Source organism: Lentzea sp. NPDC102401 (genome assembly GCF_044765805.1).
Lineage (GTDB): Bacteria > Actinomycetota > Actinomycetes > Mycobacteriales > Pseudonocardiaceae > Lentzea > Lentzea sokolovensis.
This window is the reverse complement of the sequence record NZ_JBIWKS010000015.1, coordinates 220,765-235,313: the sequence shown is the minus strand read 5'-3', so window position 1 is coordinate 235,313 and position 14,549 is coordinate 220,765. Positions and strand designations below refer to the sequence as shown.

At 68.6% G+C, this 14,549-nt stretch carries 10 protein-coding genes; 3 read left to right on the top strand and 7 right to left on the bottom strand.

What is annotated here, in order from left to right; genetic code table 11:
* Positions 1-125 precede the first annotated feature (125 nt).
* Together ACIRG5_RS40080 and ACIRG5_RS40075 are read right to left on the bottom strand one after the other, a co-directional pair.
* A complete protein-coding gene (locus ACIRG5_RS40080; RefSeq protein ID WP_402915092.1) occupies positions 126-2,198 on the bottom strand; it encodes a discoidin domain-containing protein in 2,073 nt (690 codons plus the stop codon).
* 222 nt (positions 2,199-2,420) lie between these two features.
* Positions 2,421-4,601 (bottom strand): hypothetical protein, encoded by a 2,181-nt coding sequence (locus ACIRG5_RS40075; protein ID WP_402915090.1) that lies wholly within the window; start codon positions 4,599-4,601, stop codon positions 2,421-2,423.
* 307 nt (positions 4,602-4,908) lie between these two features.
* Between ACIRG5_RS40075 and ACIRG5_RS40070 the strand changes: the two genes are divergently transcribed.
* Positions 4,909-5,670, top strand: coding sequence for an ROK family transcriptional regulator (locus ACIRG5_RS40070; protein ID WP_402915088.1), 762 nt, complete (start codon positions 4,909-4,911; stop codon positions 5,668-5,670).
* A gap of 114 nt (positions 5,671-5,784) precedes the next feature.
* Here the strand turns inward: ACIRG5_RS40070 and ACIRG5_RS40065 are convergent, their stop codons facing one another.
* Both ACIRG5_RS40065 and ACIRG5_RS40060 read right to left on the bottom strand, forming a co-directional pair.
* Complete coding sequence (locus tag ACIRG5_RS40065; protein ID WP_402915085.1) at positions 5,785-6,645, bottom strand: patatin-like phospholipase family protein; 861 nt, start codon at positions 6,643-6,645, stop codon at positions 5,785-5,787.
* Between the two features lie 45 nt (positions 6,646-6,690).
* On the bottom strand, positions 6,691-7,788 hold the full coding sequence (locus ACIRG5_RS40060; RefSeq protein WP_402915082.1) for an alkaline phosphatase family protein: 1,098 nt from the start codon (positions 7,786-7,788) through the stop codon (positions 6,691-6,693).
* Positions 7,789-7,837: 49 nt separating this feature from the next.
* Here ACIRG5_RS40060 and ACIRG5_RS40055 point away from each other — a divergent pair, with 49 nt between their 5' ends.
* Complete coding sequence (locus ACIRG5_RS40055) at positions 7,838-10,165, top strand: Tex family protein (protein WP_402915080.1); 2,328 nt, start codon at positions 7,838-7,840, stop codon at positions 10,163-10,165.
* Between the two features lie 55 nt (positions 10,166-10,220).
* Here the strand turns inward: ACIRG5_RS40055 and ACIRG5_RS40050 are convergent, their stop codons facing one another.
* Complete coding sequence (locus tag ACIRG5_RS40050; protein ID WP_402915078.1) at positions 10,221-11,459, bottom strand: ABC transporter substrate-binding protein; 1,239 nt, start codon at positions 11,457-11,459, stop codon at positions 10,221-10,223.
* A 266-nt stretch (positions 11,460-11,725) separates the two neighbouring features.
* Here ACIRG5_RS40050 and ACIRG5_RS40045 point away from each other — a divergent pair, with 266 nt between their 5' ends.
* Positions 11,726-13,264 (top strand): phytoene desaturase family protein, encoded by a 1,539-nt coding sequence (locus ACIRG5_RS40045; RefSeq protein ID WP_402915075.1) that lies wholly within the window; start codon positions 11,726-11,728, stop codon positions 13,262-13,264.
* Here the strand turns inward: ACIRG5_RS40045 and ACIRG5_RS40040 are convergent.
* Positions 13,258-14,124, bottom strand: coding sequence for an ABC transporter ATP-binding protein (locus ACIRG5_RS40040; protein WP_402915073.1), 867 nt, complete (start codon positions 14,122-14,124; stop codon positions 13,258-13,260). The two genes, ACIRG5_RS40045 and ACIRG5_RS40040, sit on opposite strands and share 7 nt — an antisense overlap.
* A gap of 25 nt (positions 14,125-14,149) precedes the next feature.
* Complete coding sequence (locus tag ACIRG5_RS40035; RefSeq protein WP_330273803.1) at positions 14,150-14,527, bottom strand: GntR family transcriptional regulator; 378 nt, start codon at positions 14,525-14,527, stop codon at positions 14,150-14,152.
* Positions 14,528-14,549 lie beyond the last annotated feature (22 nt).

Genomic DNA, 14,549 nt, shown 5'->3' with positions numbered 1-14,549 from the left:
GGTCCCAGGGCGCGGGCGGGCGACGACCAGGTTGGGTGTAGTTGACGACGGTTCGATCAAGAGTTGGTGGTACTTGCAGACGCCGACGAGCCACTGGGGTTTCGGACAGGCTTCTGACCAGGCGCTTAGATCTCCAGGTAGTCGAGGTTGGGGCCACCGTTCGCGGTGGTCGCGGCCGCCCGGACGGTGTTCTCGCCGGTCTCCAGGTTCAGCGTCACGGTCGCCGACTGCCAGGTCGTCCACGCGCCGGTGCCCGCGAACGCCTGCTCGTCGACCGCGAGCTGTCCGTTGACCGAGATGTCCAGCGGCCGGTTCACCTCTGTGCCGTTGGCGAACCGCAGCGTCACCTGGCGCGGGCCTGACACCGTGCTGCTCACCTTGAACTCGACCGCCGAGCCGGAAACGTTGTCGTAGTTGACGAACCCGGTACCGGAGAAGCCCGCGTGGTTGGACTCCACGACCCCCTGTGCGAGGGTGGCGTTCTCGGCCTCGTACCGCGACTCCGGCGTGGGCTCGCCGCCGGCTCCCGGGTAGGCCGAGCCGAGCCAGGCCTCGTCGACCCGCAGTTGTGCCTTGCCCTGCGTGGACGTCTTCTCCACGCGGACGTGCCGCGCGGTCGTGTTCGCGGGCAGGTCGATGAACTGCACCCCTCGGTGGTTGGCCAGCGATCCGGACTTCACATTCGTCCACTTGGAACCGTCACTGGACGTGTAGACGTTGTAGTTCTTGACGCGTGCGGAGTTCGACGACGGGTAGGTGGTCGAGTCCTCGCGCTGGTTGAGCGCGACGTACGCGATCTTCTTCGCCGAGCCCAGGTCGAAGCGCAGCGACACCGTGCCCGCACCCGTTGCGTCCCAGTAGGTCTGGTAGTTGCCGTCGGCCGCGTGCGAGGCCGGGTGACCGGACCCCGCGGCCGACGCGCTCATCGTGTACGACGAGGCCGGGATGATCCCCTCGCGCTCGCCGGTCTCGACCTTGAACACCGTGTCGTACTGGTCCCAGTTCGAGATGCCGCTGAGCGTGATCGTGCCGCCGGCCTGCGACCAGTTCACCGCCGCGCCCGTGCGCAGATTCGTGACGCGGCTGACCTCGTACCCGTTGTCACGCACCTTCAACGTGCTGCCCGAGGGTTTGGTGAGCACGTGGACGTAGTGGTTGTGCGGGTTGGTCTTGGAGACGGTCGTAACGCCGTGCGCGCCGTCGTTCCAGAAGCCCGGTTTGAGCCCGCCGTTCAGATACCCGCCACCGTAGGTGCCGCCGATCGACTCCCAGACGTCGCCGAGGTAGGTGTTCGTGAAGTTGTTGAAGGCGGCCTGGTTCGAGGGGAACTTGCCGTTGACCATCGCGGTCTCCGCCATCAACGCCTTCACGTCACTACCCGCGTTGGTGATCAGTCTGCCGAGCGTGAGTCTGTAGTCGACCGTCGAGTTCGAGCCGGAGTACCACCACGCTCCGCCGCTCGGCAGCTTGAAACACGCCTCGATCAGCCGTGGCGCCGCCGTGTAGACCGCCTGCGGGTAGTCGTAGTTCGGCGTCATACCGGTCTTCTGCTCGTTGCTGATCGTGTCCATGATCGCGGTGTCCTCGTTGTTGTTGCTGAGGACCATGTCCGGCCGATCGCGCCGGATCCGTTCGTACAGGCCGTTCTGCTCCCAGTAGGCGTTGTCGTTGTCGATCCAGAACCCGGCGAGCTTCGGGTAGCGCGCCATGACCTCGACGAAGTTGTCGTAGCTGAACTGCCCGAACCCCGGCCGCTCCTGGAGGTTCACCGTCTTGCCCTTGTACTTCGAGTACGCGGCCGAGTCGAGCCACTCGTGCCCGCCCTCGTCGTGCCACTGCGGGTCGTCGGTCATGTAGTTGATGACCTTCACGCCCTCTTCGGCCGCCGCGTCGATCAGCTCGCCGAGGAAGTCGCGCTTGGTCGAGCAACTGCCGGGAATCGCCGACGGCCACGCCCGCGCGTACCCCAGCCGCGAGTGGAACGACGCCAGCACCAGGTACTGCGCGTGCAGCTTCTTCGCCTCGTCGACCCAGTACTTCGCATTCCACCCACCGCCCGTGACAGCGGCTTCCCAAGCGCTGCAACTGGTGTAGCCCGGACTCGTCCGCATCCCCCAGTGCAGGAACAGGCCGGACGTGGACGCCCGCAACCAGTCCTGCCGGGGATGCAGCACCTCGGCGTGAGCCGGAGTGCTCACACCTGCGACGAGTAGAACGGCGGTCATCAACACGCCGAGACGACGCGACATTTTGCCCACGAGCCAGCCTCCAGGTGGACGCTCCCCGCGGCGGTAGGAAGACGTGCTCGGTGTTCCACGCACAGGTGTACGCCTCCCGAAGCCCCATTTTCAAGGTTTCATCGGAGGTATGACGTTGTTACATGGACGAAGGAGGCAGAAATTGCCCCAATGAGCCGATGTCTAGCGTTCGTCTCGCTTGAAGAGCCGGCCGATCCCGGTGACCAGGCAGACCGCGAGCACCCAGCCCAGCACCGTGAACGCCAGCGATGCCCACCTCGCACCGTGCAACGGCACCCAGAGCTGGCTGTGGTCGAGGCTCATGATCGGCAGGAGCAGGTCGATCGTGTACAGCCACGGATCGAACCAGTCGACGTTCAACTGGGGTCTCGCGATGGCGAAGTTCTGCTTGTCCTGCCTGAGCCAGTGAAAGATCAGGCCGCCCGCCACCGTGAGCACTCCGAGGCACCACAGGATGCGCAGCGGGCGGTACCCGTATCCGACCGTGGGGTTGAGCACCCACCACACCGTCCGGTGCAGCCTGCCAGTGAACCCCTTCAACTTCCGGCGCTTGGCGTCCTCCTTGGCCATCAGCACGTCGGTGGCCGCGTCGTGCAAGCCTGCCTTGGCGTAGACGGACGAGAGCTGGAGGTAGACCTGTGGAACATAGGCGTCCTCGTCGCGCAGCCAACGCAGGCGCCGGGTCAGCGGCATCGAGTCGTCGAGCAGAGCGCCGTAGACGAACTCGTCGAGGCGGCTCCCGTTCGACCAGTCGCCCTCGCTGTCGGCGAGCGACCCCGCCCGCACCCGGCGAAGGTCCAGCCAGCCCGCGGGCTTCTCGGCGAACCTCAGCCGCAACACACCGCGGACCTGGGTTCCCTTGAGCTTCACCGCCGGCACCCCTTTGAGCACCGCGCTGACAAAGCTGATCTCGGAACCGATCCTGGCGTCGCACATCCGCACGCATCCCGTGGCGAGCGCATCGTCGAACACCACAGCGTGGCCGACTCTCACGCTGTCGCACCGCACCGCGACACCCTCGTTCTTCAGCCTGGCACCGGTGAAGTCGAGCTTGCCATCGATCCTGGCACGCGCGAAGTCCACCCGTCCTCGCGCGGTGAACTGCTCGCCCAGAACCGCGTTCATGCCCACCCTGATGCCCCGAGCGACCAGCGCGTCGCCATCCTCGTTCTCAAACAGCCCACCGTTGCAGTCGAAGGTGCCCCCGACCTGCGCGTCGGCGAGCACCACCATGCCCTGGGCGTGGAACCGCACGTCACCCTGAACACCCAGGACGAGGTCGCTGTTCACCTGTAATCCGGAAGCGTTGAGCGCGATGCCGCTCTCGTTCGCGAGGTGTGCGCCTTGTGCACCCAGCAGCCCGTCGACTCGCGCTCCGATCATGCGAAGCTCGCCTCGCACGGTCGTGCCCTTGCGCATCACGAGATTCAGCGAGGTCACTGAGCGGGTGAGGTCGACCGCCACTCCGCCCGGGTTGGAGAACTCCCCACCGGTGAGTTTCAGCCAGGCGCCGAAGTGACCGCCGACCATGTTCAGCGCGCCGTTGACGACGCAGCCCACGGAGAACTCCGTCTGTTGCCCCACGGTCATCCCGCCCACGCACAGCGCGGTCCTGCCGGGACTGTGGAAAAGCGCCCCTTCGCAGATGAACCGGCCGCCGATGCGGGCACCGATGAGGTTCACCTCGCCCTCCGCCGTGAACCCGTTGCGCCAGAAGACGTGCTCGTCCACGGTGAGACCGCTCAGCTCCAGTGCCCTGTCCTCACCTGGGTTGCGAAAGGTCGAGCCCTCGCAGATGAGCTGCCCACCGATGTGGGCACCGACCATGTGCGTCAACCCGGTAACCGCGAACCGGCCCGAGCAGTAGACGTCCTGCTCCACCCGCAGGCCGTCCGCCTTCAACGCACCATCCCTCGGGCCGTCGATCACGCAGTCGTCCATGTCCAACTGCCCGGCCACGTGAGCGCCGGTGAGCTGCACGCACCCGTTGATCGTGCAGCCGCGCAACGCCAGCCCGTCCTGAAGCCGGACCTGGGAGGCACGCAGTCCGGGCAGCCTGCAGTCCGCGAAGTAGAGGCCCGCCACGGTCGCTTGTTCGAAGTTCGGCGCATGCTCGAACGTGCATCGCTCGAACTCGACGGGGAAGCCGACCTCACCTGCCTCCACGTCGAGTTCGCCGACGACGACAACGTCATGCAGAGTGAGTTTGCGTGGGCGGGAGCCCTCGCCGCACAGCAGTTGCAGGCCCAGGAAGTCGGCACCTATTTCGCGGTTGGTCCCGAAGAACTCGACCCTGCCGAGCCTCTCGATCGCGTTGAGCAGTTCTGTCTCCGCTGGCGTCATGTCGCGCGCACTCCTCTGCCGCGACCGCGTCCGCCAAGCGCGATCTGGTGTGCAGGGTAAGTCAGACCTGGGCGGGCGCTTGTTAGCCGGGCGGCGAACGTTCACCTGTTCAGCGGCATGTCTCACCACGTGAACGCCCTTGGCCGCGGCAACGGGCAGATGTCGGCATCGGTGGCATGTCCCAGGCATCAGTGCTCAACACGCGCCGCCACATCGACCTCGGTCGGCAGGCGAGCGCGATCTGTGCGGCGCCCGCCTTCGCCTGACCGGAGATCAGACGAACCCCTGCGAGAAGGGGAGGGACCGCATGAGCCGCACCGCCGCCACCGTGCTCAGGTCCGTGCTGGACCACGGACCCGTCGCGCGCAGCACCATCGCGCGCCTCACCGGACTGAGTGCCGCGACCGTCACGAAGCAGTACGCCGAGCTGGCCGAACGCGGGCTGGTGCGCGAGGTCGACACCCGTGTTCCGCGCGTGACGATCGGGCGGTCGCACGTGCCGGTGGACATCGACGTGGACCGGCACGTGGTGTGCGGGGTGCACATCGCTTACGGGCACACGACTTTGGCGCTCGTCGACCTGCGTGGGCGAGTGCTCGCCGAGGAACAGGAGCCGCACGACCGGCCGGCGCCGGACAAGGCGTTGCGGCGGATCGCCGAGCGGGTGCCCGCGTTCCTGCGCTGGCACGACCACGTGCCGATCGGGGTCGGGGTGGCCACCGGCGGGCGCGTGGACGGCGGCACGATCGTCGAGCACAGCCAGCTCGGCTGGAGGGGCGTGCGCGCCAGGGAGTTTCTGACCACGGCGCTCGACATGGCGGTTCAGGTCGAGTCGCACTCGATGGCACTCGCGCGGGCCGAGCAACTCTTCGGGGCCGACCCCAGAGCCCGCACCAGCTTGGTACATCTGTTCGTGGGCAACGTGGTCGACGCGGCCATCGTCACCGGCGGCGCCGTGCACAGCGGGCCGGGCGGTGCGGATGCCCTCAAGCTGCGACCTCGAATCGGGCACTCGCGGAATGGGCCGTGCGGGCAGGGATCATCGCGGAACCGTCGCTGGACCTGCTGATCGAGGCCGGTCGGCAAGGTGATCCACGAGCGATCGAGTTGTTCGGCGAGTACACCGGCCGGACGTTGCGCGAGCACTACGGCCTGCCGCGCCCCGCCAACCAGTTCTCTGGCGCTACCCGTGCGACGGGTGCCCGTACAACCCCGCGCCGGCGATCTCCAGCGTCGTGAGGAACGTGGTCGAGGCCAGGTAGGAGGCCTCGACCAGTTCAGCGGTGTGCGAGAAGTCCAACGGCGTCACGGCCTGCACGGGCGGACCCGGCAGGTACAGCACCGGCGCGGTCTGGGAGGCGAGCTCGACCTCCAGCACGGCCTGGTTGCGCATGCCCAGCGTCGCCCAGAACAGCAGCGTCTCGGCGAGCGTCTCCGGCACGGTCGGCAGGTGGCCGGGGAACGCGCAGTCCAGCACCACCAACGACTTCGCGCCCATCGCGAGCGCCTGCCGGATCGGCACGTTCGCCAGCACGCCACCGTCGTAGAGCACCTGCTCGCCGATGCGCACCGGCGGGTACACGCCCGGAATCGCCGCGCTGGCGAGGATCGCGGGGATCAGCTCGCCCTCCACGATGTTCACGGCCTCGCCGGTCACGCCGTTCACGGACACCGCGCCGAACGGCAGCGTCAGCTCGGAGAACGACGTGCACCCGCCGAACCCCTCGGTCAGCACGTGCGCCAGGCCGGTGTTCGGGAAGAGATAGGTCTTGTTGGTGCGCAACGACCTCAGCTGCGCGATCGGGCCGCCCGGGAACACCCGCTGGCGCGTCATGCCCTCCCACAGCACGGCCAGCCGTTCGGCGGCCTTGTCCGGGTCGAGGGCGAGCAGCGAGCCGTTGACCGACCCCACCGAGGTGCCGACGACGAGGTCAGGCCGGACGCCGTGCTCGCGCAACGCGCGCAGCATGCCGACCTGCGCGGCACCGAGGCTTCCGCCTCCTCCGAGCACGAACCCGACTGGTCCTGGCAGTTCGATCGTCACGTCCGGTGATCCTAAGGCGAGCCAACGGGAAGGGCTGATTTCGATCTACGCTGAAGCCACTGAGTGAATCAGCAGCGGAATCGCCATCTCGGCGGAGGTGCGTGAGCCGTGGAACCCCGTCATGCCGTTCCACGTGGGCTCGGCCTGGCCGCGCAGGACCACCGCGGAATCCTTCATCGCCACCACCACGTCGCCGATCCGGTCGACCGCCAGCGGGCTGACCGGGCCGAACCACCCGGCTTCCACGGCCTCCTCGCGCGTCAGCACGTCCGCGCGGTCGCCGAGGAACTCCCGCCACACGGCCAGTACCTCGTCGGTCTCGGTGTACAGGTAGCGCACCCGAGGCTCACCAGCGATCACGCGGACTCCCTGCCACAGCAGCGGTTCGGTGTCGAAGTCGATCCGGTCGCCCGCGGTGACCATGCCGTGGTCCGCCGTCACGACGAGCAACGAGTCCGGGAGCATCCGCGCGGCGATCCGCGAGGCCAGCGCGTCCACGAACTCCAGTTGCATCAGCCACTCGTCGGAGCCCGGCCCGTAGATGTGCCCGATCGTGTCGAGATCCGCGTGGTAGGCGTAGCAGAACGAACGGTCCTGCCGGACCGCCGCCACCGCGCCCAGCGCGAGGTCGCCGAATCCCGCCGTGCCGCGGAACCACGAGCCGCGCAGCACCGCCCGCGTGAGGCCGGAGGAGCGATGGACGAGCGGCGCGACCGTGCTGGCGGCGACCCCGGCCGCCGCCGCCCGTTCGAACAGCGTCGGGTGCGGCTGCACGACCTCGGGCACGAGCGTCCTGCGCAGGTCGTGGTGGCGTTCGCCGGCCCGGGTCCAGCTCAGCGAGTTGAGGACCTCGTCGCCGACCTCGAACGTGTAGCCGACGACGCCGTGCTCCCCTGACCGCAGCCCGGTGCCGATCGAGGCGAGGCTGGTGGCCGTCGAGGACGGGAAACCGGCGTCGATCGAGCGGTCGGGCAGCGAAGCCAGGAACGGTGCGTGCGAGGCATGAGCGCGCAGCAGCTCGTGGCCCAGACCGTCGACGAGCAGCAGGACGACACGCCGGGCCGCGGGAAGGCCGAGCGTGTTGTCGGCACCCGGTACGTCCAGGCCCGACAGCAGTGAGGGGACGACCTCGGCGATGGTCATGAAGGACACCGTGCCACGTCGAATCCGGCAGCGGGCAGAATGGCGCGCTGTGACAACGCTCATCCACCAGAAGATCGCTGACGAGCTCGGAGTGGCCGCAGGCCAGGTCGGCTCTGCTGTCGAACTGCTCGACGGTGGCGCGACCGTCCCGTTCGTCGCCCGCTACCGCAAGGAGGCGACCGGCGGTCTCGACGACACCCAGTTGCGCACGCTCGAGGAACGGCTCGGCTACCTGCGCGAACTGGAGGAGCGCCGCGCGGCCGTCCTCAACTCCATCCGCGAACAGGGCAAGCTGAACGAGGCCCTGGAAGCGCAGATCCTCGCCGCCGAGTCCAAGGCGCGGCTGGAGGACCTCTACCTGCCGTACAAGCAGAAGCGCCGCACCAAGGCCCAGATCGCGAAGGAGGCCGGTCTCGAACCGCTGGCCGACGCACTTCTGGGTGATCCTGGCCTGAACCCGCAGGAGGAAGCCGCCAAGTTCGTCGACCCGGCGAAGGAGGTCGCGGACACCGCGGCCGCCCTGCAGGGCGCGCGGGCCATCCTGGTCGAGCGGTTCGGCGAGGACGGCGACCTGATCGGCGAACTGCGCGAGCAGATGTGGACGCGCGGCCGGGTCGTCTCCAAGGTCCGCGAGGGCAAGGAGACCGACGGCGCCAAGTTCTCCGACTACTTCGAGTTCGACGAGCCGTTCTCCAAGCTGCCGTCGCACCGCATCCTGGCGCTGTTCCGCGGCGAGAAGGAGGAGGTCCTCGACCTCGTCCTGGAGCCGGAGGAGCCGCGTGAGGAGGGTCCGTCGACGTTCGAGGCGCGCATCGCCTCGCGCTTCGGCATCGACGACCGCGGCCGTCCCGGCGACAAGTGGCTCACCGACACCGTCCGCTGGGCGTGGCGGACGCGGATCCTCGTGCACCTCGGCATCGACCTGCGTGGACGCCTGCGCGCGTTCGCCGAGGACGAGGCCGTGAAGATCTTCGCCTCGAACCTGCGCGACCTGCTGCTCGCCGCCCCGGCCGGCACGCGCGCCACGATGGGCCTCGACCCCGGCTACCGCACCGGCGTGAAGGTCGCGATCGTCGACGCCACCGGCAAGGTCGTCGCGCACGGCGTCATCCAGCCGCACGTGCCCGCGAACCGCTGGGACGAGTCGATCGCGAAGCTCGCGGCGTGGTCCAAGCAGTACAACGTCGACCTGATCGCGATCGGCAACGGCACGGCGTCGCGGGAGACCGACAAGCTCGCCGCCGACCTGATCAAGCGCCACCCCGACCTGGGCCTCACCAAGATCGTGGTGTCCGAGGCGGGCGCGTCGGTGTACTCGGCGTCGGCCTACGCCTCGTCCGAGCTGCCAGGGCTCGACGTGTCGATCCGCGGCGCGGTGTCGATCGCGCGGCGCCTGCAGGACCCGCTGGCCGAGCTGGTGAAGATCGACCCGAAGTCGATCGGCGTCGGCCAGTACCAGCACGACCTCGCGGAGTCGAAGCTGTCGCGCTCGCTGGACGCGGTGGTCGAGGACTGCGTGAACGCGGTCGGCGTGGACCTCAACACCGCCTCGGTGCCGCTGCTGAGCCGCGTCTCCGGCATCACCGCCGGTCTCGCGGAGAACATCGTGCTGCACCGCGACGCCAACGGTCCGTTCAAGTCCCGCAAGGCGTTGAAGGACGTGGCGCGGCTCGGCCCGAAGGCGTTCGAGCAGTGCGCGGGCTTCCTCAAGATCCGCGGTGGCGACGAGCCGCTGGACGCCTCCTCGGTGCACCCCGAGGCGTACCCGGTCGTGCGGCGGATCCAGGAGGCCGCCGGCGCCGAGCTGATCGGCAACACGGCGGTGCTGACGAAGGTGCGGCCCGAGCAGTTCGTGGACGAGCAGTTCGGTCTGCCGACCGTCACGGACATCCTGAAGGAACTCGAGAAGCCCGGCCGCGACCCGCGTCCGGCGTTCAAGACGGCGACCTTCGCGGACGGCGTCGAGAAGATCGCCGACCTCAAGCCCGGCATGGTGCTGGAGGGCGTCGTGACGAACGTGGCCGCGTTCGGCGCGTTCGTGGACATCGGCGTGCACCAGGACGGTCTGGTGCACATCTCGGCCCTGTCCAACACCTACGTGAAGGACCCGCGCGACGTCGTGAAGTCCGGTGACGTGGTGCGGGTGAAGGTGCTGGAGGTCGACGAGGCCCGCAAGCGCATCGGCCTGACGCTGCGCCTGACCGACGAGCCGGGCAAGCCCGCGCCGAAGCAGCAGGGCGGTGGCGGCGGTGGCCGTGACCGTCGTCCGCAGCAGCGTGGCGGACAGCCTCAGCGGGGCGGCCAGCAGCGCACCTCGCAGGCTCCCGTGAGCGGCTCGATGGCGGACGCGCTCCGCAAGGCCGGGTTCGGCAAGTAGGACGACGAGCAAATGGCCTCTCCCGCGCTGGGAGAGGCCATTTCTCATTTGGCGGCTACTTGGCTCGGGTGCCCTTCGCCTTCACGAGCTCGGACTCGAACAGCTCCTCGACGGTCGTGAGACCGCCGGGCGCCTTCGAGTCGACCTTGGTGATGTAGGACTGCGTGGCCGACGGCCGCCCGACGAGCGAGTAGTGCAGGGCGCTGGTCAGGCCCTGGGTGTCCAGGCCGTTGATGTTGTGGAACGCGTCCAGCACGCCGTCGCGCGAGAGGTCGCCGTTCTGGCACGCCTTCTCGATGACCGAGAGGAACACCTTGGCGACGGTGTAGCCGTGGTCGACGTAGATCGCGGGCTTGTCGTTCGGGTAGTACTTGTTGAACTCCGCCGCCACCTCGCGCGGGCCCGCCTGGGTGCCGGTGAACGGCGCCACCGACGTCACCACGGACACCTGCTTCTCCACGGCGGGGCCGACCGGCGAGTCGAGGATGGCGGTGTCGAAGCCGACCACGTTGACCATGAACGGCACCTCCCACTTCAGCGCCGCGGCCACCCCGACGGCGGCGGCGGTCTGGGCGGGGGTGGTGCTCAGCACGACTGCCTTCGCGCCGGCGGCCTTGAGCGCGCCGATCTGCTGCGAGAGGTCGGCCGTGGTCTCGCCGATCGGCTGCTCGGCGACCTTCATGTTCCACTGCGTCCCGACGAACCGGCTGCCCTCGACGGCGTTGTCGCCGTAGCTGCCCCGGACGTAGACGTGGCCGATGGTGTCGCCGTTGTTGATGACACCGCGACGCTTGTAGTGATCAAGTCCGTTGATGACGTCGAGGTCGTACGTGGTGCCGACGATCATCATGTGGGGGTTGCCGAGCAATGACGCGGCCCACGACGCGGGGGCGGTCAGCGTGCGCGTCTGCATGATGTCGGGCTCGATCGCGGCGGTCATCGGGGTGCCCGCGAGCTCCAGCAGACCGAGCACCTGCGGCTCCAGGTCGAAGTACGCGTCGAGCGCCTTCTGCACGTCGTACGCGTGGTCCTTCTGCTTGAGCTCGATCTTGCGGCCGCAGATGCCTCCACGGTCGTTGACCTGCTTCACGTACAGGTCGTAGCCCTTCATGCGGGTCAGCGCGGAGGCTTTGAACGGGCCTGTCATGTCCGTGAGGATGCCGAGCGAGATCGTGTCGTCGGTAACGCCCGGCCCGGTCTTCACCTGGACCTTCTCGTCTGTCTTGGCGCCACAACCGGCCGCGAGGACGGCGAGCGCCAAGGCGGCGGTGGGCAGTACACGGCGGAGGGGCATGCAGGAGTCCTTGTCCAAATGATCTCGGCATACTAAGCGGTAGCTCAGTATTGGTTTCGTCGTCACATAATGCCTCTCTATGTGGTACGGAACACAGATAAGTAAGGTTCATGTGACTACCGCTCGACTACGGAGTGTGCTAGCTCTTCGGTGCCGAACGAAATGAGATACGACGTTCCCGGCCGAATTTCACACCTCCGTACGGACGCATCCGAACGCGTGAAGATCTGGAATCGTGGCTCGGACACGGTCAACAGGAGGCGTGCGTGAACGAGGTCGACGCGGTCGTCATCGGGTCCGGGCCGAACGGCCTGGTGGCCGCGACGTTGCTCGCGGACGCGGGCTGGGACGTCCTCGTGCTGGAGCAGCGCGACAGGCCCGGCGGGGCCGTGACATCGGCCGAGCTCACCGCGCCGGGCTTCACCAACGACGTCTTCAGCGCCTTCTACCCGCTCGGCCTGGGCTCACCGGTGCTCGGCGCGCTGGGCCTCGACGTCCAGTGGCAGCACGCTCCGGCCGTACTAGCGCACGTGCTGCCGGATGACCGAGTGGCCTTGCTCTCGCGAGATGTCGCGGAAACGGCCAAATCCGTCGGTACTTTTGCCCACTCGGACGCCGAGCGCTGGCAAACGGAGTACTCGAAGTGGCTCCAGGTGCGCGACGCGGTACTTCACTCTCTGTTGCAACCGTTTCCACCCGTGCGCGGTGGTCTTTCCCTGCTGCTTTCCGCGGGAGTCGGCGACGCCCTGCGGCTGGCGCGCCTGCTGACGTTGCCGGTGCGCCGGCTCGGCGAGGAACTCTTCGACGGCGAGGGCGCCCGTGTGTTGCTGGCGGGCAACACGATGCACACGGACCTCGGCCCGGACCAGTCCGGCGGCGCGGGGTTCGGCTGGTTGCTGGCGATGCTCGCGCAGGAGGTCGGCAACCCGGTCCCCCGTGGCGGGGCGGGCGAGCTGACCGCGTCGCTGGTGCGGCGGTTCGGCGGCCGCATCGAGACGAACGCCCAGGTGACCGGTGTGCTGCACGCGCGCGGTGTCGCCGTTGGTGTGCGTTTGGCCGATGGCTCGGTCGTGCGCGCACGCCGTGCGGTCCTGGCCGACGTGCCCGCACCGTCGCTCTACCTGGACCTGATCGGCGCCGACGCGTTGCCGGGGCGGCTCGCCGAGGATCTGAAGCGGTTCCAGTGGGACACCGACACGATCAAGGTCGACTGGGCACTGTCCGGGCCGATCCCGTGGACCAACCCCGAGGCGGCGCGGGCGGGCACGATCCACCTCGGCGGCGACGTCAACGGCATGGCCACCGTGGCCCACGAACTGGCGTGCGGCAAGGTCCCCCGCAACCCGTTCATGCTCATCGGCCAGATGACGACGACCGACCCGACCCGCTCCCCCGCGGGCACCGAGGCCGCCTGGGCGTACACGCACGTGCCGCTGAACGGGAACTGGACGCCGGACCGGCTCAAGCGCCGGGCCGACCGCATCGAGCTGATGATCGAGGAACGCGCGCCCGGCTTCCGGTCCCGCATCCTCGGGCGTTCCGTGCTCGGACCCGCCGAGATCGGCTCGGTCAACGGTGGCACCGGCGCCATCCACCAGCAGCTGGTCTTCCGGCCGGTGCCGGGCCTCGGCCGCGCGGACACCCCGTTCGACCGGCTCTACCTGGCGGGTTCGTCGGCGTGGCCGGGCGGAGGCGTGCACGGCGCGGCGGGGGCGAACGCGGCACGGGCGGCATTGGCTCGTTGGGGCGCGGCCGGTGGTCTCTACAAGACGCTGATCCAGGGCGTGAACAAGGCCCTCTACTGAGTGCGGGCGAACTTGCGGGTGCGTGATGCCCGCAGGTAGCCCATGACCAGCGCTTCCAGGTCGGGGTGCGTGGTCTCGAAGCCCTCGGGCACACGGCCGCCGCGCACCAGCGCCGTCGTCTGGCGGGACGTGTGCGAGGTGTCGACCACGACGCCGTCCGTCTCCAGGTCCAGCCCGGCGGGCCCGACGGCGACCTGGTGCTCCTCCAGGATCCCCTCGATGTCCCCCGCCACCTGCACGCGGCCCTCGTCCAGCAACAGCAGGTGGTCGCAGACGTCGCCGAGGTCGGTGAGCAGGTGCGACGACAACAGCACCGTCGTGCCCCGTTCGGCGACATCGGTCATGACGATCCGCAACGTCTCGTCGCGCGCCAGCGGGTCGAGGTCGGACAGCGGTTCGTCCAGCAGCAGCACCTTCGGCAGCCGGCCGAGCGCCAGCGCGATCGCGACCTGCGTGCGGGCGCCGGCGGACAACGTGCGCACCTTCGCGTCCTTGTCCACGCCCGCAAGGAGATCCAGCACCTCGTTCGCCCTGGCGGACGACCACCGGTCGTTCATCGCCGAGCCCGCCCGCATCATCTCGCGGACGGTGAACTGGTCGTAGAGCGGCCTTTTCTGGGTCAGCAGCGACACGTCGGGGTGCATCCGGCCGTTCACCGCGGTGCCGTGCACGGTGATCTCCCCACCGGTGGGCTTCGCGAGCCCGGCGATCAACGACAGCAACGTGCTCTTGCCCGCGCCGTTCGGTCCCACCAGCCCGGTCACGCTGCCCTCCGGCAACGAGAACGAGCAGTCGTCGAGCGCTCTGGTCCGCCCGAAGTGCTTCGCGACGTTCTGCGCCTGCACAGGACTGGCGTTCATCGTGCTCCCAAGTCCACAGTGGACATCAGTAGTGCGTGCCCCGCACGTCGGTGTAGATGGCGTCGACCTCGTCGGCCGACAGCCCGTCGTCCACGGCGCGGTCCATCCACTGCTCCAGGTCCTGCCGCAGCGGCGCGTCCGCCTTCGCGGCGTCGGTGGCGAGCGAGGCCGTGACGAACGTGCCCATGCCCCGGCGGCCCTCCACGAGACCCTCGTGTTCGAGCTCGCGGTACGCCTTCAGCACGGTGTTGGGGTTGACCCTGGTGGCCTCCACCACCTCGCGTGCCGTCGGCAGCTTGTCGCCGGGTCCGAGCAGACCCATCCTCATGGCCTGCTTGACCTGCGCGGCGATCTGGAGATAGGTGGACACCCCGGAGTGCCGATCGATGCGGAACTCGATCACGCCGCTCAGCATAGGTGTCCAC